Below are 19,255 nucleotides of genomic sequence, written 5' to 3'. Positions count from 1 at the left end.
CATGAACCCCCCACACAGCCTCATGGGCCGATCCCGCACCCGACGTGACGTCTTCCGGCTCGCCGGTTACTCGGCCGCCGGGCTCGCCCTGGCCGGCTGCGGCGTGCAGGGGCAGAAGGCCGCACCGCCCAAGGCGGACGCCGTCAAGGACTTCTGGTCGGCGCAGACCAAGAACGGCAAGGTCGTCTTCGCCAACTGGCCCGAGTACATGCCGGGGGACAAGGGCCCGCTCGAGCGCTTCAAGAAGGACACCGGCATCGCGTACGAGTACAAGGAGGTCATCCAGGAGAACGCGGACTTCTTCGGCAAGGCCGACCCCGTGCTGCGCGCCGGGCAGTCGCTGGGTTACGACATCGTCGTCATGACCAACGGCGTACAGCTCCAGCACATGCTCCAGCTCGGTTACGCGGTGCCGCTCGACCACACGCGGCTGCCGAACTTCCAGGCCAACGCGGGCCAGAAGTTCAAGGAGCGCTCCTATGACCCGGGCAACAAGTACACGATCCCGTACGCGTCGGGCGTGACCGGGATCGCGTACAACACCGACCACGTCAAAGAGAAGATCACGAGCATCGAGGCGTTGTTCGATCCCCGCTACAAGGGGCGGATCGGGATGATGAACGACGCCCAGGAGATCGGCAACTTCGGCATGTTCGCGGTGGGCGTTGACCCGGAGAAGTCGACGGAGGCGGACTGGAAGAAGGCCGGGGAGAAGCTCAAGGCGCAGCGCGATGCCGGACTTGTGCGGAAGTATTATGATCAAGGGTATATCGATGCCGTGGCGAAGGGCGACGTCTGGGTGACCATGGCCTGGTCGGGCGACGTCTTCCAGCGCCAGCTCGCCGGCGAGCCCGTCGCGTTCGTGGTGCCCGAGGAGGGCGGCACGATCTGGACCGACAACATGCTCATCCCCAAGGGCGCGGCCAACCCCCTCGACGCGCTCATGCTGATGGACTACCTCTACCAGCCCGCCGTGGCCGCCGAGCTCGACGAGTTCATCCAGTTCGTCACGCCCGTCCCCGCGGTCCAGGACCTGTTCAGGGAGCAGGCCAAGACGGCCGGGGCCAAGGAGAAGAAGGCGCTCGACGCCATGATCGACAGCCCGCTCATGTTCCCGAGCGAGGCCGACTACGCCAAGCTGCGCACGTACACCACCCTGACCAACGAGCAGGAGCAGGTGTTCAACCCGATCTTCCAGTCGATCACCCAGGCGTAGGCGCGGACGATGCGGCGGCTCACCCCCTACCTCCTCGCGCTGCCCGGTTGGATGTGGCTGGCGATCTTCCTGGTCGTGCCCATGGTCGCGATGGCCTCGGTCTCCCTGCAGACCGGCAACGCCTACGACGGCTACGCCATGACGTTCAGCATCTCCAACTACGGGGACGCGCTCGGCAGGTACAGCACCCAGCTGATCCGCTCGCTCGTGTACGGCGCGCTCGCGACCGCGGCCATGTTGCTGATCGGCTATCCCGTGGCCTACTGGATCGCCTTCAGGGGCGGCAGCCGCAAGTCGATGTACCTGTTCCTGCTGCTGCTGCCGTTCTTCGTCTCGTTCGTGCTGCGGACGATCTCGTGGAACTTCCTGCTGGCCGACAACGGCATCCTGTTCGGCACGCTGAAGGACTGGGGGCTGCTGCCCGACGGCTTCCACGTGCTCGCCACGACGCTCGCCGTGGTGGGCGGGCTGACGTACAACTTCCTGCCGTTCATGATCCTGCCCATCTACGTGGCGCTGGAGCGGGTGGACCCGCGGGTGGTGGAGGCCGCCCAGGACCTTTACGCCACGCGCGCGGGAGCCTTCCGCCGGGTGGTGCTGCCGCTGTCGTTGCCCGGGGTCTTCGCCGGGGTGCTCATGACCTTCGTGCCCGCCACGGCCGACCCCATCAACGCGCAGATCCTGGGCGGCACGGGCAACACCATGATCGGCAACAACATCCAGACCGAATACCTGGTCAACCTCGACTACCCGACCGCCTCGGCGCTGTCGTTCACGCTGATGGCGGTCCTGCTGGTGGGGATCTTCGCCTACGCCAGGGCGCTCGGGACGGAGAACGTGCTCGAGGCGGCGGCCCGATGAGGCGCGGCGGGCTCGGCGACCGGCTGCTGCACGCCTACACGTGGCTGGTCATCGTGTGGCTGTCGGCGCCGATCGCCGTGATGATCCTGTTCGGGTTCAACGACAAGCAGAGCAAGTCCAACACCACCTGGCAGGGCTTCACCCTCAGGTGGTACGCCGAGCTGTTCGAGATCTCCGACCTGACCGTGGCGCTGCGCAACTCCCTGGTCATCGCCCTGGTCAGCACCGTCATCACCGTCGTGCTCGGCACCATGCTCGGGCTCGCGCTCGGCCGCCACCGCTTCCGCGGCAAGGGCGTCACGAACTTCCTGGTCTTCGCCGCCATCTCCACGCCCGAACTGGTCATGGGGGCGTCGCTGCTGTCGTTGTTCGTCTCGGGCAACGTGCCGCGCGACGCGAACACGATCATCATCGCGCACGTGCTGTTCTCGTTGTCCTTCGTGGTGGTGACCGTGCGGGCGCGGATCGTCACGCTCGACCCGTCGCTGGAGGAGGCGGCCAGGGATCTGGGCGCCACGGCCTGGGGCACGTTCCGGCAGGTGACGCTGCCGTCGATCATGCCCGCGGTGATGGCGGGCGCGATGTTGTCGTTCGCGTTGTCGATCGACGACTACGTGGTGACCAGCTTCGTCAACGGCTCGACCGTCACCTTCCCGCTGTGGATCGTCGGTGCGGTGAAGACCGGCATCCCGCCGCAGGTCAATGTCATGGGTACGCTCATCTTCGGCGTCGGGGTGCTGATCGCCGTCGCCAACGCGGTCGTCGCCAGGCGGCGGGCCTGACCGCGGGGCCGGGGTCCGCGAGAGGATCGTAGGGATGTGGGAGTGTGGATCCGCTGAAGGCGCTGGCTGACGCGGAGCGCAGGCCGTACTGGCTGGACAGTCCGTTCAGGCCCGATCCGGCCCCGCGACTGGCCGGCGACACCACCGCCGACCTGGTCGTCGTCGGCGGAGGTTTCTCCGGTCTGTGGACGGCCCTGATGGCCAAGGAACGCGACCCGTCGATCGACGTCGTCCTGCTCGAAGGGCGCAGGATCGGCTGGGCGGCCACCGGCCGCAACGGCGGCTTCTGCATGGCGACGCTCACCCACGGCCTGGCCAACGGCCTGGAACGGTGGCCGGAGGAGCTCGACCGGCTGGAGCGCATGGGCGTGGCCAACCTCGACGAGATCGAGCGCACGCTGTGGCGCTACCGCATCGACTGCTCGTTCGAGCGTACGGGCGAGCTGCACGTGGCCACCGAGCCGTGGCAGCTCGACGGGCTCAGCGAGCACCAGGAGCTGATCGACGAGCTGGGCCTCGACTACGTGCCGCTCGACCGGGATCAGGTGCGGGCCCAGGTCGACTCGCCGACCTACCTGGGAGGGTTGTGGGAGCGCAGCGGCTGCGCCATGGTCGACCCCGCCCGGCTGGCGTGGGGGCTGCGGGACGCCTGCCTGCGGCTCGGCGTGCGCGTGCACGAGCGCAGCCCGGTGCGCTCGCTGCGCGACGACGGCACGACGATCACCCTGCGGACGCCGTACGGCACGGCCGCCGCGCGCCAGGTGGCCCTGGGCACCGGCGTGTTCCCGCCCCTGCTGCGGCGGCTGCGGCACTTCGTGGTCCCGGTCTACGACTACGTGCTGATGACCGAGCCGCTGACCCCCGCCCAGCTGGCCGCGGTGGGCTGGAGCAACCGGCAGGGCGTCGGCGACTCGGGCAACCAGTTCCACTACTACCGGCTGACCGACGACAACCGCGTCCTGTGGGGCGGCTACGACGCCGTCTACTACAACGGAGGCCTGGTCAGGCAGGAGTACGACCAGCGCGACGCGACGTTCGTCAAGCTCGCCGAGCACTTCTACGCCACGTTCCCGCAGCTCGCGAACGTGCGCTTCAGCCACCGGTGGGGCGGCGTGATCGACACCTGCAGCCGGTTCAGCGCCTTCTACGGGCGGGCGCACGGCGGCCGGCTGGTCTACGCGGCCGGCTTCACCGGCATGGGGGTCGGGGCCACCAGGTTCGGCGCGAACGTCATGCTGGACCTGCTGTCGGGCGAGCGCACCGAGCGCACGGAGCTGCGGATGGTGAAGGAGAAGCCGATCCCGTTCCCGCCCGAGCCGGTGCGGTCGGGGGTGATCCAGGTCACCCGGTGGTCGATCGCCCGTGCCGACCGCAGCCAGGGCAGGCGCAACCTGTGGTTGCGCGCTCTCGACCGGATGGGGCTGGGGTTCGACTCCTAGCGCAGACTTGGGCGTATGAGAGCAGAATTCGCCGCCGACGGCCTCCCCCTGATCGGTGACCTGCGGGTGCCGGACGGCGCGGGGCCGCGTCCGGGGCTGGTGTTCACGGGTCCGTTCACCGGGGTGCGCGACCAGGTCACCGGTCTGTACGCGGCCCGGCTGGCGGAACGGGGCTACGTCACCCTGTCCTTCGACCATCGCAACTGGGGCGAGTCGGGCGGGCAGCCGCGCGGGCACGAGGATCCGCAGGGCAAGCTGCACGATTTGCGGGCGGCGGTGTCGTGGTTGCGGTCGCGGCCGGAGGTGGACGCGGAGCGGATCGGGGTGGTGGGGATCTGCCTGGGCGGCGGATATGCCCTGAAATTTGCTGCTTTTGACCCCCGAGTACGGGTTTTTGTGGGCATCGCCGGGGCGTACGCCAACCCCTACGCGACGCGGACGGACCTGGACTACCAGGCCGCGCTGGAGTCGTCCACGGAGGTGCTGGAACGGCAGGACCAGGGCGGGCCCGTCGCGTACATGCCCGCCGTCGCCGAGGACGGCGAGGCCGCGATGCCGGGCGACGAACCGTACGCCTACTACGGCTCCGGGCGCGGCGCCTCGCCCCACTGGGTGAACGAGGTGACCCGGGCGAGCGTGCGCGAGCTGATCACGATGGACCACATGATGGGGGCCGACTTCCTGTCCCCGAAACCGGCGCTGATCGTGCACGGGATCGTCGACCGGATCTGCTCGCCGGAGGGGGCCGAGGAGGCGTACAAGCGGCTCGACGAGCCGAAGGAGCTCGTCTGGGTGGACGCCAAACGGCACATCGACCTCTATGACGAGGAGCCGTACGTCACCCGGGCCGTGGACGCGACGGCCGCCTTCCTGGAGGCGCGTCTGTGACCGTTCGGCAAGGATGAGCTGAAGGTCTGTCCAGGAAAATACCGATGGTGATGGATCGGGCCGCCAGGCCGGGCATGACCCTCGTAACCCCCGCAAACTCGACGAGGGGTTGCGCATGCGTACAAAGTGGGCGGCCTGGGTGGGGCTGGCGCTCGTGGCCGGGTGCGGCGCCGAGCGCACGCCGACCGCGCCCGTCGCGGTGCGGGCACCGGTCAAGGTGGCGCGATGCGTCATGAAATTTCCGGACCAACGGGCCGCACGCGCGGCCCGCCGGCGCCTCGAACACGACCTCGCCCGCTACCTGCGCACCCGCCCGGGCCGCATCGTCTACGGCGCGCACGACCGCGTCAGCGGCGCCACCCTCGGTCAGGGGGAGCACCGGCACGACCTCATCACCGCCAGCGGCGCCAAGGTGGACATCCTCGCCGCGCTGCTCCAGCGCCGCCACACCGCCGGCCTCAGCGCGTCGGACCGCGACCTCGCCGAACGCATGATCACCGAGAGCGACAACAAGGCCGCCGACGCCCTCTGGTCGCGGGTGGGCGGGGGCGGCGCCATGAGCGAGTTCTACCGGCGGCTGGGCATGCGGGAGACCACACCGGGGCCGGGCATCTACTGGGGCGGCACCACCACCAGCCCCGCCGACCGCCTCCGCCTGCTGGGCGTCCTGGTCGACGGAGACAAGGGCTTGCGCGCCTCCGACCGCCGCCTGCTGCTGGGCCTGATGGGCCGGGTGCACAAGGAGCAGGCGTGGGGCGTCAGCGCGGCGGCCCGCCCCGGCGACAGGGTGGCGCTGAAGAACGGCTGGACCCCGCGCCCCTTCATCCACAACACGTGGGCCGTCACCAGCTACGGCCGCATCAAGGGCCCAGGCCGCGACCTGCTCCTGTCGGTCCAGACCGACCAGCAGCCCGGCCACGGCGCCGGCATCCAGACCATCGAACGGGTGGCCCGCACGATCGGCGCCCGCCTCGGCGGCCTGGCGCCGAGCTACACCCGCCCCTGCCCGACCAACCCCATCCCCTGACCACCGGGACTACGCTCGCGTGGTGAGAAGCTCCTCCGGGATCTCCTTCGGCACCCCGCGCAGCCCCACCAGCGCCAGCACCGCGACCACGGCCAGCAGCGCCGCCGTGGCCAGCGAGGTCACGTGCACACCCGCCACGAACGCCTCCTGCGCGGCCCGTACGAGCTGACCCGCCTGGCCGGAGGGCAGGCCGGCGGCCGTTTCCAGCGCTCCGGCGATCGACTCGCCGGCGGCCGCGTCGTCCACCCCGGCGGGCAGGACGAGGTTCGCCCGGTACGCGCCGGTCAGGACCGTGCCGAGGATCGCGATGCCGAGCGCCCCTCCCAGCTCGAACGCCGTCTCCGACACCGCCGACGCCGACCCCGCCCGTTCCTTCGGCGCGGTGGCCAGCACGTTGTCGTTGTTCACCGTGAACGCGAACCCGACGCCCATGCCGCCGATCACCATGACGGGCAGCAGGCTGAGGTAGTTCAGCTCGGTGCCGAGGGTGGAGTAGTAGAGAAACGATCCCGCGTTCATGGCCAGGCCGAGCGCGACCACGCCGTTGCGGCCGAGGAAGTTGATCAGCTTGGCGGCCAGCACCCCGCCGACGGCGCCCGCCAGCCCGCCGGGCAACTGGGCCAGCCCCGCCTGCAGCGGCGACCAGCCGAGCACGAGCTGCAGGTACCACGCGAACATCAGCATCATCGCCGACATCGCGAAGATCGCCAGCAGGTTCGTGGTGATGGACGCGGTGAACGCCCTCCTGCGGAAGAGCCGCACGTCGATCAGCGGTTCGGCCAGCCGCGTCTGCCGCCACACGAACAACGCCAGCAGCACGATCCCGGCCACGCCCGCGGCCTGCACGTCGGCGTGGCCAAGGCCCTTGTCCGCGGCCTCCTTGACGGCGTAGATGACCGTCACGATGCCGCTGAAGGACAGCACGACGCTGAGCAGGTCGAGCCGGCCCGCGTCCGGGTTGCGCGACTCGGGCAGCACGAGTGCGCCGCCCACCAGCACCAGCAGCATGATCGGTACGTTGATCAGGAACACCGAGCCCCACCAGAAGTGGTCGAGCAGCACCCCGCCGACGACCGGGCCGATCGCGAAGCCCGCCGCGCTCATCCCGCTCCAGACGCCGATGGCCGCGGTCCGCTCGCCGGGCTCGGTGAACACGTTGCGGATGATCGACAGCGTGGACGGCATGATCGTGGCCCCGGCGATGCCCAGCAGCGCCCTGGCCGCGATCAGCAGCTCGGGGCTGGGTGCGTACGCGGTGATCACGGAGGCCGCGCCGAACGCCGCCGCGCCGATCAGCAGCAGGCGTTTGCGGCCGATGCGGTCACCGAGGTTGCCCATGGTGACGAGCAGTCCGGCCAGCGCGAAGCCGTACATGTCGCCGATCCAGAGCAGCTGTGTGGACGTGGCGCCCAGGTCGGCGACCAGGCGGGGGAGCGCCAGATGCAGGACGGTCAGGTCGAGGGAAAGCAGGAGCGTGGCCAGGCAGGCGATCGCCAATGCGGCCCATTTGTTCTTCATGCCGCCCACGGTCGCGGGAACGGCTGACGATGCGCCTACCGTTGGCTGACCGGCCGGCCGATCTCGGTCAGTCCGGAGGCGATGCGGATGCGGGTGTCCTCGGCGCTGTACCAGTCGTCAGGGCATTCGTCCCGCGCCTGGATGAGCAGCGCGTGCGCCTCGTCGGTGTCGCCCCGGCGCAGCGCCACCTCGCCGAGGCCGAGGTGCGCCCACGCGAGGATCTCCATGGAGCCGTTCCTGCTCGACAGGTCGGCCGCGAGCGTGTAGTCGGCGTGCGCCGCGTCCATGGCGTCCATGCGCGTCAGCGCGTCGCCGCGGCGGCACAGGCACTCGGCGATCTCGGTCGTGGCACCCAGCTCGCGCGCCAACGTCAGCGCCTCGTCGGCCAGCGCGTACGCGGTGTCGTAGGCGCCCCGCGAGTGGTGGAACTCGCAGAGCCCGGACAACACGAGCGTCATGCCCCAGCGCTCGCCGATGGCCTTGAACGCGGCCAGGCTCTGCTCGAAGTGGGCCAGTGCCTCCTCGGGCCGGCCGAGGGTCTCCAGCATGAACGCGGCACCGGTGGAGGACAGCGCCTGCTGCCAGGGCTTGAGCTCGCTCACGACCCGCGTGAGCTCGTCGAAGGCGACCTGGATCTCGCCGGGCGGCCCGGTGAACGCGGACAGCAGCATCATCATGAACTCGACCCGCACCGGTACGTGATCCCAGGTCACCAGCCAGCGCACCTCGGCCAGCCGCTGACGCAGCCCCTCGTCCATACCTCCTGCCCAAGCCGTGACGAGCACGCACATGACGTATTCCTCGTCGAGGTCGGCCGGACGCCGCGACCCGAGCGCCGCCAGCAGACCGGCGGCCAGGTCGGCGCTGGTGGCGCGGTGACCGCGCATCCACCAGTAGCAGGCGCTGTGGGCCAGCAGCCGCAGCGCCGTCTCCAGCCGGCCGGACTCGGTGGCCCAGCGCACGGCCGCGTTGACGTCGTCGCTCTCCTCGTCGAGCCGGGCCAGCCACTCCAGCTGCTCGCCCGTACGCAGCCACGAGTCGGCCTCCACGACCAGGTCGAGGTAGTAGCCGGCGTGCGCGTCGCGGACCGCCTCGACCTCGCCCGCCTCGGCCAGCCTCTCGGCACAGAACGCCCTGATCGTCTCCAGCATGCGGTAGCGCCCGTCCACCACCTCCACCAGGGACTTCTCCGCCAGCGAGAACAGCACCTCCTCCGGCAGCCCGCACACCTTCTCGGCGGCGCCGGGCCGCGCGCCGCCGACGAACACGGTCAGCCTCCTCGCCAGCCGCTGCTCGTCCTCGTCGAGCAGGTCCCAGCTCCACGCGACGACCGCACGCAACGTCTGGTGCCGGGGCAGCGCCGTACGGCTGCCGCGGGCCAGCAGCCGGAACCGGTCGTCGAGCCGGGCCGCGACGTCGGCCAGCGGAAGCGTACGCAGCCGCGCCGCGGCCAGCTCGATGGCCAGCGGCAACCCGTCGAGCGCCCGGCAGATGCCCGCCACCTGGGCGGCGTTGCCCGCGTCGACGGCGAAGCCGGGCACCACGGCGGCGGCACGGTCGGCGAACAGCCGGACGGAGGGATAGCCGAGGGGGTCGCGGACCTCCGGCGGCGGCAACGGCAGCGGCGCCACCGGCAGGATCGACTCGCCGGTGATGCCGAGCGCCTCCCGCCCGGTGGCCAGCACCCGCAGCCAGGGGCAGGCGGCCAGCAACTGGTCCGTCAGCTCGGCGGTGGCCGCGATGACGTGCTCGCAGTTGTCGAGGACCAGCAGCAGCCTGCGGCCGGCCAGCGCGGTGACAAGCCGGGTGACCGGATCCAGGGCGGGCCGGTCGTGCGTCACGGCGTCGCGGATGCCGAGCGCGGTCAGCACGGCCGCCGGCACGTCGGCCTCGTCGGAGACCTGCGCGAGCGGCACGACGCACACGTCGCCCGTCTCCCGGCCGGCAGTCTCGGTCGCGAGCCGCGTCTTGCCCGCGCCGCCGGGCCCGATCAGCGTGACGAGCCGGTGCTCGCCCAGCCTCGCCGCCACCTGACGGAGTTCGTCGGCGCGGCCGACGAAGCTGGTGAGCTGGGCGCGCAGCCCGCGCCGGAAGCTCTGCCCGGCCGCGGGGGCGGCCGAGGCCCCGAGCGCCGGGTCGGCCCTGAGCACGGCCAGGTGCGCGGCGGCCAGCTCGGCCCCCGGCTCGACGCCCAGTTCCTCGTCCAGCAGCTTCCTGGCCTCGTCGTAGACGGCCAGCGCCTCCGCCTGGCGGCCGCTGCCGTAGAGCGCGCGCATGAGCTGGGCCCGCAGCCGCTCGCGCAGCGGATGGGCGGCGGCGAGCTGGGTCAGCTCGGCGACCAGCTCACGGTGCCTGCCCAGGTCGAGGTCGGCCTGCACCCGGTCTTCGGTCGCCGACAGGCGCAGTTCCTCCAGCGCCGTCGCCGCGGCCTCGGCGTGCGGGACGTCGGCCAGCGGCGTGCCCCGCCACAGGTCGAGCGCCTCACGCAGCAGCGCGGCCGCCTGCCCGGGATCGCCGTCCGCCAGGGCCCGCCTGCCCGCCTGGGCCAGCTGCTCGAACCTGCGCGCGTCGACGTCCTGCGGGTCGGCCACCAGCCGGTATCCCGCCGGATGGAACTCCACCAGCTCCCGGCCGAGCGCCCTGCGCAGCCGGGACACCTGGGACTGCAGCGCGTTGGACTCGCCCTCGGGGGGCCGGGGGCCGTACATGCCGGCCACGAGTTGCTCCGGGCCGACGACGCGGCCGGCGTGCAGGGCGAGGAGCGTCAGCAGGGCGCGTACGCGGGGACCGCCGAGCGCGACCGGCTCACCGTCCTCGTCCAGCACGGTGGTGGGGCCGAGGATCTGGAAGCGCATACCCCGATTATCGCGGGCGCGGCGGCGTCCGGTGCGGGGCGAGCACGGCGTCGAGCACACCGGCGGCGAGCGCGAGCGCGTGGCCGGGCGCGGGGCAGGGCCGGATGCCGGAGCCGAAGGTCAGGTGCGGACCGCACCCGCGGGCGAGGTCGAACCGCTCGGGGTCGGCGAACACGCCGGGATCGCGGTTGGCGGCCACCAGATCGATCGTCACCGTCTCACCGGTCCGCGTGTCGAGCCTGCGGGTGGCCCTGAGCGGCGGGTCGTGCCTGAGCGTCTCGTACAGCAGCGCCTCGGGGTCGTCGCCGGGTCCCCCGTGCCGCAGCGCGGCCTCGATCAGTCCTTCCGTGGCGGCGTACCCCTGCAGGAGCAGCGTGATCACGGGCACGCCTGCCAGCGTGAGCAGCCGCGCGACGGCGGCGTCGGCCTCGGGAGTCTCCTCGCCCGAGAGGTAACCGGACGCGGCGGCGGGCACGGCGTCGGCCAGGAGGGCGCTGTCCTCGACGCCGAGCGCGGACGCGAGCACGGCCGTCGGCACGCCATGCCAGTCGCCGTCCCGCTCCACGGTCATGGCCGTGGCCGCCCGCCTCAGCTCGGCCGGCTCCAGCCCGGCCAGCAACTCGGTGAGGACCCGGCGTCGCCCGGCGTGGGTCTCGCCGGTGCTGAACCGTGACACCTGGGCCCGCAGCCAGGCGAGCGTCCCCTCCGCGCCGTCCTGGCGTACGGGAGGCGGCACGTACGCGGGGTCGGCGAGCACGGCACGGGCCTCGGTATGACGGATGATGAGCATGAGGTCACGCTAGAGCGCCATCATTTCGCCGCCGGTCGAAACATGCCGTCCGCCGCCGCCCAGCCGTCCGCCGGCCGCCCAAGCCATGCGTGCCGTCAGGCGGCGAGCCGTTCCTGGCGCTCCGGTGGCTCCTTCTCGGCCCTGCCCGCGGGTGCGGCGGCGGGTGCGGCGGCGCGCTTCCGGGTGAAGGCCAGCGCCATGACCACGAGGAGCACCATCTCGGCCACCACCAGCCCCCGCTCCAGCAGCCCGTAGTAGGCACCGCCGTTGATCAGCGGCGAGGTGACGGAGGCCGGATGCGCCGCCAGGTAGAACGCCAGCGACAGCGCGGACGTCACGCTCATGGCCTTGACGGCGTTCCACCCGAGCGCGGCCGCGCGCCCCCTGGCCAGGCTCCAGCCGGCGACCGGCAGCGAGGTGAAGACCACGGCCGCCGCCCAGCGGTGGATCTCGCCGGAGAGCGTGCCGATCTGCGACGTTCCCGCGTCGGTGGGGAAGACCGCGCTCATCATCAGCCCCGCCGACCCGGCCACCAGGAGGACCCGGGTGGCCGCGGTACGCGCCGGGTCCGCGGCCGCCAGCCCGTACGCGAGACTCAGGCACGCCCCCGCGAGCGCCAGCATCCCGATCAGCACCGGCGCGAGCCCGCCGGAGACCAGCGCGTAGTCGCTGAGCAGCGGCTGTTCCGGCAGGGCCAGCTCGGCGTAGGCGAGAGCGCAGAAGGACACCACCGTGCCGATGACCGTGCCCCACACGGTCTGCGTCCGGGTCATCGCGCCACCTCGTCATAAATCGCCTCGAACCGGGCCAACGACGTCTGGTGGTCGTGGGTGAGCGCCAGCTCGCGGCTGGCCTTGCCCAGCATGGCGCGCAGGCCGTCGTCGGTGAGGATCTCCGTCAGGCGCCGGGCCAGCGTGGCCACGTCGCCCGGCTGGAACAGATAGCCGTTGCCGTCCACCAGGTGCGGCAGCGCCATCGCGTCGGCGGCCACCACGGGCAGCCCGGTCGCCATGGCCTCCAGCGTGGCGATGCTCTGCAGCTCGGCGACGCCCGGCATGGCGAACACGTCGGCGGACGCGTACGCCTGCGGCATGATCTCGTCGGGCACGAAGCCGAGGAAGAAGACCCGCTCGCCCACGCCGATGCGCTTGGCCAGCCGCTCCAGCTCCATCCGCTGGGTGCCCCGGCCGACCAGCACCGCCTGCACGTCGGTGTCGTTCAGCACGATCGGCAGCGCGCGTACGAGCTCGTCGATGCGCTTCTCCTCGTCCAGGCGGCCGACGAACATCACGGTGGGCCGGTCGGGCAGGTCGAACATCTTGCGGGCCCACGCCTTGGGTTCGGCGTGCGGGTGGAACCTGGTCAGGTCGATCCCGCAGGAGACCGGCTCGGCCTCGCGGTCGAAGCCCTGCTCGGACAGGAGCTCGGCGGCCAGCGGGGTGGGCGTGGTCACGTGGTCGGCGCGGTTGAAGATCCGGCTGAAGTCGCGCCAGGCCAGCCGGCCCGCCTTGGCCCGCAGCCGCTCGGGGATGTGACCGAACTGGAAGAGGTTGTCCGGCATGAAGTGGTTGGTGGCGACCACCGGCACGCCCGCGCGGCGGGCGGCGGCGATGGCGGCCCGGCCCACCACGAAGTGCCCCTGCGTGTGCAGCACGTCGGGGGAGATGGAGGCGATCAGGCGGTCGAGCCTGGTCGGTACGGTGACCCGCATCGTGGGGTGGACCAGCAGCGGCGCGGAGCGCAGCCGGTGTACCACCACGCCGTCCTCCACGTCGGCGGTGGGCGGGCCCACCTCGGACTGGCAGACGACGTGCACCTCGTTGCCGCGCGCGGCCAGGCCGGTGGCCAGGCGGTGGGTGAAGTAGGCGGCGCCGTTGACGTCGGGTGGGTAGGTGTCGCTCGAGATCAGGATCCGGCGTGGCCGTTCGGCGGCGGGGACGATGGCCGGACGTTCGGTGACGGTGTCGTGAAGGGGCATGGCCATGACGGTGACTCCAGATAGGTAGGGCCAGGGGAGGGCCGGTGAAACGGACGGAAGAGGTCAGGCAAGGTCGCGGTGCGCCTCCAGCGGGCTGGTCCGTGCCAGGGCGACGGTGCCGGCGGCGGTGATCGCGGCGGCCGCGACCGGGAGGACCCCGGTCGGCAGTGGTTCGCCGAGCAGCAGCGCGCCGAAGGCCACCGCGGTCAGCGGGTCGGCGATCTGCAGCGAGGCGAACGAGACGCCGAAGTGCCCGACGGCGTAGGCGCGCTGCAACATCATCAGCGCCAGCAGGGCGGGGACCGGCAGCGCCAGCAGGTACCACCAGTTCCACGTGCCGTCCACCAGCACCCGCATGAGCGTGGCGGTGGCGCCGTACAGCACGCCGGAGCTGGTCGCGAGCAGCGCGGCCCGGCCCGCGGGCGAGGCCACCCTCGAACCGGCCCACAGCAGCACCGCGGCGAGGCCGGACACGCCGAGGAGTATGAGCACTCCGTTCGGGCTGAGGTGGGTGGGGCCGTGCGACTCGGGGACGAGCAGCACCAGGCCGATCAGCCCGGCGGCCACCACGCCGGCCGCCGACAGTTCCTTGCGCGACGGCTTGCGGCCGTGCAGCGTGGCGGCGATGGGCAGGGCGAACAGCAGGCTGGCCACGCCCATCGGCTGGACGATGGTCAGGGGGCCGAGCCCCAGCGCGACGATGTGCAGGCCACCACCCGCCAGAATGGAGACGCCTCCGGCCAGCCAGCGCGGCCTGCGCAGCAGCGCCAGCAGCCCGGGCTTGGCGGTGCCGGCCGCCTCGAACTGCTGGAGGGCGGCTCCGAGCGCGAAGAACAGCGAACCGACCAGAGCTGTCACCGCGGCCAGGACAGTCATGCGCACTCCTTTCGAACGGATGGTCGCCGGACAGGGTCAAACAGGCATGTCCGTGGGGAGACGGTCAGGGGAAGGCTGGATGGCGCGGCGTTTCCTGATCCACCGCACGCCCTCGACGATCGCCGTGACGGACACCGCGATGCCCAGCCCGAGCAGCAGGCCCTTGATGGGGTCGTTCTCGAAGGCCATCCCGCCGAAGAAGCCGATCAGCCCCGAGTACACCCCCCAGGAGCTCGCCGCGATCGCGTCGAAGAACGTGAACGAGCGCAGCGGATGCCGGACCGCGCCCATGGTCAGCGTGGTCGCGGTGCGCCCGCCGGGGATGTACCTGGCCACGATGAGCACGAGCCCGCCCCGCTCCTCCAGGGCGCCGCGCGCCCAGACGAACGCCTTCTTGTTCCGCAGCCTCCCGCCCGACGTCTTGCCGATCAGGTAGGAGACGTGGTCCCCCGCGAACGCGCCCAGTGCCGCGACGACGATCACCAGCGCCAGGTTCGTCTCGCCGGACGCGGCGAACACACCAGCGGTGATCACGGCGGTCTCGGCGGGCACGATGGGGAAGAACCCGTCGAGGAGCGCCAGGCCGAACAGCACGGCGTACAACCACGGGGACGCCATGGCCTGTTGCACCAGGTCGAGAATGGCGTGGGACATAGAGGGGCTCCGATCGTCAGGGCACTTACCTAGCGTGTCGGCGCTGGACCCCTGAGGACATCGGGGATGCCCCGGGTCGAACGCGGACCCATCCCCGATACGGGTCAGGGCCTGTACCCCAATGAAGCTAGGAACTTCGCTGGTCACGGCACATCGGACGATCGGCGCCTACCGTCCCCTACTTTCGTCAGGGTCGGGGCGCGACCTCCGGGTGACACCATCGATCAAACCGGGATCCGGCCGCTCGGGCACCAGTGCAGATAGGCGCTTTCACAGTGGGGTTAGCTCTACCTCGGCGGTGCCTTGCACCCCACCCCCGACTTTCGTCAGGTGTCCCGCCTGCCGTTCGGGGAGGGCGGCGGCCCGTACGCGGCGGATAACGTCGGTGCCGTGACGTTCATGCGCCTCGTCCGCCGAGAGACCCGCCGCCGGCTGGTCTACGACCTGCTGCTCTGGGCCTTTCTCAGCATCTTCGTGGCCGCGATGGGTCCCGACCCGTTCCGGGACCCCGCCAGATTCGCGATGATCACCGTGCCCAGGCTGGCCCTGGCCGCCGCGGCCGTGCTGGTCGGCCGGCGCCGGCCGCTGGCCGCCCTGGTGCTGCTGCTGCCGCTCGGGCCGTGGCAGTTCACCGAAGGGTTCGCGACCGTGGACCTGAGCTGGCTGCTGCCCCGGCGCGGCGTGAAGATCCTCCCGCTGCTGCCCACGTCGCCCTTCATCATGTGGTACGCCTACCTGACCGGGCGGCGCCTGAGCGTGATGTGGCCGGCCGCGGCGGCGTTCTGCGTGGTCACGGTCGTGGGCGTGGGCGTGGTCCTGGTCAGGGGCGGTGACCTGGCCCTGTGGGTCTCCATGACGAGCGCGCTCGCCGGCACCTACCTGGTGCCCTACCTGCTCGGGCTGCTCAGGAGGGGGCTGCTCCAGCAGCGGCGGGCGGCCAGGCTGTCGGCCGAGGCTCAGGCCAGGCTGCGCGAGCGGGCCAGGATCGCCCGCGACATGCACGACTCGCTCGGCCACGACCTGGCGCTGATCGCGGTCAGGGCGGCCGGGCTCGAGCTGGCACCCGGGCTGGGCCCCGCCGAGGTCAGGGCCGCGGGCGAGCTGCGGCTCGCGGCCGCCGACGCCACCGAGCGGCTGCGCCAGATCATCGGGCTGCTGCGCGAGGAGGCCGACGCGCCGCCCCTGACGCCCGTGGACGAGGACGTGGCCGAGCTGGTACGGCGGGCCAGGGACTCCGGCATGAGGATCGACCTCGACCTGTACCCCGGTCAGGCGTCCGCCCTGGCCCGCGCGGTGGTCCAGGAAGGCCTCACCAACGCCGCCAAGCACGCCCCGGGCGCGGCCGTCGAGGTCGAGGTCTCGCCGGGGCGCGTCACCGTGCGCAACGGGCCGCCGCGTTCACGGCCCACCGCGCGGCCCGGCGGTCTCGGGCTGGAGGGGCTGCGCGAGCGCGTACGGCTGGCCGGCGGCACCCTCACCGCGGGCCTCGTCGGCGAGGGCGGGGGAGGCGGCTTCGAGCTGGCCGTGACCCTCCCCCGCGAGGGTGAGGAGGATCCCCGCCGCTCGGGAGGGAACGGACGGCCGAAGGCACGACGCTGAGGGCATGACCGAACACAGACCGGCGATAGGCCGGGTGACCGCGGCGATCGCCACGGTCGCCACCATGCTCCCCTACCTCACACTGAAGATCCTCTGGCTGACAGGAAGCTCCCTCGGAGTCACCGACCCCGGCCTCATGAACGACCCGGCGATGGCCGGCCTCAACGTCATGACCTTCGGCATGGACGCCGTCGGACTGCTGCTGGTGGTGGCGTTCACCACGCGCTGGGGCCTGCGGCTGCCGGCCTGGCTCGTGCTGCTGCCGATGTGGGTGGGCACGGGCCTGCTGTCGGTGGTGGTCGTCACGGCGCCGATCATGGTGACGGCCGGCGGGATCGCGGTGTTCAGCGGCGGCCCCATTGAACCGTGGGTCTACGTGATGGTCTACGGCGGTTTCGTCGGGCAGGGCATCGGCCTGATGACGACCTTCGTCCTCTACGCCCGCGACCGCTGGCCCGGGGTGCTCGGGCCCGGTCACGCCGCCGCCGGTCCTGCCAGGCAGTTCCAGACGGCCGTGGCATGGGGATCGCTGCTGGTCGTCACCCTGGTCGCAGGGGTGCGGCTGTCGTGGACGTTCGGAGCGCCCGTCGGGGGCGTCGTCATGGACGGGTTCAAGGCGCTGCTCGCCCTCGCCGGGGCCGTCGCGTTCGTCGCCGTCGTACGGGAACGCGGGAAAGGCCCGTTCTGGCGGCTGGCCGTACCGGTCTGGCTGGGCTCCGGGTCGTTGTTCGGCTGGGGCCTCTACGCGATGATCGTCAGGTCCGTCGGTGGCCCGCTCAGCGTCGGGGGCGCGGTGGCGACGGACCTGGTCGAGCTGTTCGGCATGCTGACCGGGCTGGTGATGGGGATGAGCGGGGCGTACGTGCTGGCCGAGCGGGCAGGGACCCGCTCAGGCGTGCACGACGTGCAGCCGCTTGAGCAGCCGCTTGAAGGCGACGATCGAGATGGTGATCGCCAGGCCGCTTATCACGGCCACCGCTGAGGTCCGCAGCACCATGTACGAGCCCAGCGACCCCGCCAGATACTCGTAGACCGCCAGGAAGATGCTCAACGTCGAGTTCATCAGCAGCACGAATGCCCACAGCAGCGTGATCCTGGCGAAGAACCTGCGCACCCGCTCGTGCTTGAGCACCGCCGACGGCAGATGGATGTAGTCGAGCGTGAGCTTCTGCACGAGCGGCCTGTTCAGGCGCACGGACGCGAGGAAGACCATGCTCATGCAGATGGTGCCCATCTCCGGCTGGATGAAGAACCACATCCAGGTGCCGGTCCAGAAGGCGACGATCGCGCGAATGGTGATCGCGAAAGCCGCCAGGCACATGGTGGCGGGCACCTTGATCCGCCTGACCAGCCGCCAGGCCACCCCCAGATAGACCCAGGCCACGGTCATGACGAGCGCCCACTGGAAGCCGAGGACGACCATGGCCAGGTAGAACACCACCAGCGGCGCCACGACGCTCTCGAGCAACTGGGGCGCGGCCTGCCGGGCGAGCACCGTGAGGCGCGGAAGGGTGACCTGAGGGTGATTCAAGGCTGCTCCGCAGATAGGCCGACGATCAGCGACTACCCGGGCCTCACAGGACAAGGCTCTCCAGATGGACCGCTCGTTGTAGCCCGAGCGTCATCAGCGCCGTCCAGGAAGCACGCCGGTGGCTTACCGTACCTGAGGCCGGAAGGTGCGACCGCCTCCTTCGGCACGTTCCCGGGCTGCCATACGGATTCAGCCTGGCATTGAACCGGGCGCTCAGCCGAGTGAGGCGGTGGCCAGCTTCGCCCCGAACCCGACGAAGACGACGCCGACCCCCGACGTCAGCCCCGCGCCGAGCTTCCTGTGCCGGCGGAACTGGCCGGCCAGGAACGTGCCGCCGAAGATCAGGGCCGTCAGGTAGAGCACGCTGAACACCTGGATGATCGCGCCCAGGATGACGAACGACAGCGCGGGCGCCGGATAGGCGGGGTCCACGAACTGGATGAAGAACGAGACGAAGAACAGGATCGCCTTCGGGTTGAGCAGGCTGATCCCGAGCGCCTTGCGGAACGGGCGCGGGCGGCGTTCCCGCTCCTCCGGGGGCCGTGCGGCGGCGGCCACGGGCCCGGACCGCCAGGCCCGCACCGCGCCGCGGATCATCTGGAACCCGATCCAGGCCAGGTAGCCGGCGCCGGCGTACTTGACGACGGTGAAGAGCAGCGGGGTGGAGCGGAGGAGGGACGCGGCGCCGGCGGCCGCCAGGACCATCAGCACGGTGTCGCCGACGAACACGCCCGCGGCGGCCCGGTATCCCTCACGGACGCCGTGCCGGGCGGCGTGGCTGAGCACGTACAGCGAGTTGGGGCCGGGCAGCAGGATGATCAGGAAGGCGCCGATGACGTAGGCCCAGAAATCGGTGATGCCGAAGAACATGCGGCCTGCCCCTCCGCGAACGCTTACTGACGACATATCACGATATCGCCTGGTCATCCTCGTGCGCCGGATCCAGCCATTCGGTCAACGATCCGTGCCGCCCCTCGCGGTCCGGCAGCTCCGGTTGTTTGGGTCTTGTAAGGATCGGGTGTCAAGGTTACGATCACCGCGAATACTTAGGAAAGTTTCCTAAAAGATGGTCACCACCGGCTCGCGCTGACACCCCCCGCCCGTGCCACCTCCCCACGGGCCGTGCCGTACGGCTTGCGCTCTCACCCCCCGGCGCAAGGCGTACGGCACGCACACCCCCCAAGGATGAACCGTGAGATTTCGGCCGATCCTCCTGGCGCTCGCGACCCTCGCACTCAGCC

The 19,255-nt window shown here is 71.3% G+C and carries 17 protein-coding genes; 8 read left to right on the top strand and 9 right to left on the bottom strand.

Annotated features, from left to right (window positions below):
• Position 1: 1 nt before the first annotated feature.
• The 6 genes from E1295_RS18885 (at position 2) to E1295_RS18860 (ending at position 6,213) form a co-directional block, all read left to right on the top strand.
• Positions 2–1,216, top strand: coding sequence for an ABC transporter substrate-binding protein (locus E1295_RS18885; RefSeq protein ID WP_181958010.1), 1,215 nt, complete (start codon positions 2–4; stop codon positions 1,214–1,216).
• Positions 1,217–1,225: 9 nt separating this feature from the next.
• On the top strand, positions 1,226–2,077 hold the full coding sequence (locus E1295_RS18880) for an ABC transporter permease (RefSeq protein WP_132631645.1): 852 nt from the start codon (positions 1,226–1,228) through the stop codon (positions 2,075–2,077).
• Entirely contained in the window at positions 2,074–2,859 is a 786-nt protein-coding gene (locus E1295_RS18875) for an ABC transporter permease (RefSeq protein ID WP_132631644.1), read from the top strand. The genes E1295_RS18880 and E1295_RS18875 overlap by 4 nt, the downstream gene beginning before the upstream one ends.
• A gap of 44 nt (positions 2,860–2,903) precedes the next feature.
• Positions 2,904–4,298, top strand: coding sequence for an NAD(P)/FAD-dependent oxidoreductase (locus tag E1295_RS18870; protein WP_132631643.1), 1,395 nt, complete (start codon positions 2,904–2,906; stop codon positions 4,296–4,298).
• 15 nt (positions 4,299–4,313) lie between these two features.
• A complete protein-coding gene (locus tag E1295_RS18865; RefSeq protein WP_132631642.1) occupies positions 4,314–5,186 on the top strand; it encodes an alpha/beta hydrolase in 873 nt (290 codons plus the stop codon).
• Between the two features lie 115 nt (positions 5,187–5,301).
• Entirely contained in the window at positions 5,302–6,213 is a 912-nt protein-coding gene (locus tag E1295_RS18860) for a serine hydrolase (RefSeq protein WP_132631641.1), read from the top strand.
• Between the two features lie 9 nt (positions 6,214–6,222).
• Here E1295_RS18860 and E1295_RS18855 read toward each other — a convergent pair whose 3' ends face one another.
• The 7 genes from E1295_RS18855 to E1295_RS18825 all read right to left on the bottom strand — a co-directional run bounded on the left by E1295_RS18855 (position 6,223) and on the right by E1295_RS18825 (position 14,884).
• Positions 6,223–7,731: an MFS transporter gene (locus tag E1295_RS18855; RefSeq protein WP_132631640.1), complete on the bottom strand. Its 1,509-nt coding sequence runs from the start codon at positions 7,729–7,731 to the stop codon at positions 6,223–6,225.
• A 35-nt stretch (positions 7,732–7,766) separates the two neighbouring features.
• Positions 7,767–10,586 (bottom strand): AfsR/SARP family transcriptional regulator, encoded by a 2,820-nt coding sequence (locus E1295_RS18850; protein WP_132631639.1) that lies wholly within the window; start codon positions 10,584–10,586, stop codon positions 7,767–7,769.
• Between the two features lie 7 nt (positions 10,587–10,593).
• Positions 10,594–11,376 (bottom strand): cytochrome P450, encoded by a 783-nt coding sequence (locus tag E1295_RS18845; protein ID WP_181958009.1) that lies wholly within the window; start codon positions 11,374–11,376, stop codon positions 10,594–10,596.
• A gap of 95 nt (positions 11,377–11,471) precedes the next feature.
• On the bottom strand, positions 11,472–12,149 hold the full coding sequence (locus tag E1295_RS18840; RefSeq protein ID WP_132631638.1) for a DUF998 domain-containing protein: 678 nt from the start codon (positions 12,147–12,149) through the stop codon (positions 11,472–11,474).
• Positions 12,146–13,360, bottom strand: a complete 1,215-nt coding sequence (locus tag E1295_RS18835) for a glycosyltransferase (RefSeq protein WP_132631637.1) — start codon at positions 13,358–13,360, stop codon at positions 12,146–12,148. The genes E1295_RS18840 and E1295_RS18835 overlap by 4 nt, the downstream gene beginning before the upstream one ends.
• Before the next feature lie 57 nt (positions 13,361–13,417).
• The gene (locus E1295_RS18830) at positions 13,418–14,230 is read right to left on the bottom strand and encodes a DMT family transporter (protein WP_132631636.1); all 813 of its coding nucleotides are present in this window, start codon (positions 14,228–14,230) and stop codon (positions 13,418–13,420) included.
• A 36-nt stretch (positions 14,231–14,266) separates the two neighbouring features.
• Positions 14,267–14,884, bottom strand: a complete 618-nt coding sequence (locus E1295_RS18825) for a DedA family protein (RefSeq protein WP_132631635.1) — start codon at positions 14,882–14,884, stop codon at positions 14,267–14,269.
• Positions 14,885–15,283: 399 nt separating this feature from the next.
• On the opposite strand from E1295_RS18825, the gene E1295_RS18820 reads away from it, so the two are divergent.
• Complete coding sequence (locus E1295_RS18820) at positions 15,284–16,483, top strand: sensor histidine kinase (protein WP_246080134.1); 1,200 nt, start codon at positions 15,284–15,286, stop codon at positions 16,481–16,483.
• Positions 16,484–16,487: 4 nt separating this feature from the next.
• Positions 16,488–17,465, top strand: a complete 978-nt coding sequence (locus E1295_RS18815) for a hypothetical protein (protein WP_132631633.1) — start codon at positions 16,488–16,490, stop codon at positions 17,463–17,465.
• Here the strand turns inward: E1295_RS18815 and E1295_RS18810 are convergent.
• Entirely contained in the window at positions 17,373–18,014 is a 642-nt protein-coding gene (locus tag E1295_RS18810; protein ID WP_132631632.1) for a VC0807 family protein, read from the bottom strand. The two genes, E1295_RS18815 and E1295_RS18810, sit on opposite strands and share 93 nt — an antisense overlap.
• 213 nt (positions 18,015–18,227) lie before the next feature.
• Entirely contained in the window at positions 18,228–18,884 is a 657-nt protein-coding gene (leuE, locus tag E1295_RS18805) for a leucine efflux protein LeuE (RefSeq protein ID WP_132631631.1), read from the bottom strand.
• Between the last annotated feature and the right edge of the window lie 371 nt (positions 18,885–19,255).

Source organism: Nonomuraea mesophila (assembly GCF_004352805.1).
GTDB lineage: Bacteria > Actinomycetota > Actinomycetes > Streptosporangiales > Streptosporangiaceae > Nonomuraea > Nonomuraea longispora.
The sequence above is the reverse complement of the archived record's forward strand: the minus strand, read 5'-3'. Positions and strand labels throughout refer to the sequence as shown.

Coding starts and splice junctions, on each gene's coding strand:
- E1295_RS18885 (WP_181958010.1), top strand. CDS start 2: ATGAACCCCCCACACAGCCTCATGGGCCGATCCCGCACCCGACGTGAC.
- E1295_RS18880 (WP_132631645.1), top strand. CDS start 1,226: ATGCGGCGGCTCACCCCCTACCTCCTCGCGCTGCCCGGTTGGATGTGG.
- E1295_RS18875 (WP_132631644.1), top strand. CDS start 2,074: ATGAGGCGCGGCGGGCTCGGCGACCGGCTGCTGCACGCCTACACGTGG.
- E1295_RS18865 (WP_132631642.1), top strand. CDS start 4,314: ATGAGAGCAGAATTCGCCGCCGACGGCCTCCCCCTGATCGGTGACCTG.
- E1295_RS18860 (WP_132631641.1), top strand. CDS start 5,302: ATGCGTACAAAGTGGGCGGCCTGGGTGGGGCTGGCGCTCGTGGCCGGG.
- E1295_RS18855 (WP_132631640.1), bottom strand. CDS start 7,731: ATGAAGAACAAATGGGCCGCATTGGCGATCGCCTGCCTGGCCACGCTC.
- E1295_RS18850 (WP_132631639.1), bottom strand. CDS start 10,586: ATGCGCTTCCAGATCCTCGGCCCCACCACCGTGCTGGACGAGGACGGT.
- E1295_RS18845 (WP_181958009.1), bottom strand. CDS start 11,376: ATGCTCATCATCCGTCATACCGAGGCCCGTGCCGTGCTCGCCGACCCC.
- E1295_RS18840 (WP_132631638.1), bottom strand. CDS start 12,149: ATGACCCGGACGCAGACCGTGTGGGGCACGGTCATCGGCACGGTGGTG.
- E1295_RS18835 (WP_132631637.1), bottom strand. CDS start 13,360: ATGGCCATGCCCCTTCACGACACCGTCACCGAACGTCCGGCCATCGTC.
- E1295_RS18830 (WP_132631636.1), bottom strand. CDS start 14,230: ATGACTGTCCTGGCCGCGGTGACAGCTCTGGTCGGTTCGCTGTTCTTC.
- E1295_RS18825 (WP_132631635.1), bottom strand. CDS start 14,884: ATGTCCCACGCCATTCTCGACCTGGTGCAACAGGCCATGGCGTCCCCG.
- E1295_RS18820 (WP_246080134.1), top strand. CDS start 15,284: ATGCGCCTCGTCCGCCGAGAGACCCGCCGCCGGCTGGTCTACGACCTG.
- E1295_RS18815 (WP_132631633.1), top strand. CDS start 16,488: ATGACCGAACACAGACCGGCGATAGGCCGGGTGACCGCGGCGATCGCC.
- leuE (WP_132631631.1), bottom strand. CDS start 18,884: ATGTTCTTCGGCATCACCGATTTCTGGGCCTACGTCATCGGCGCCTTC.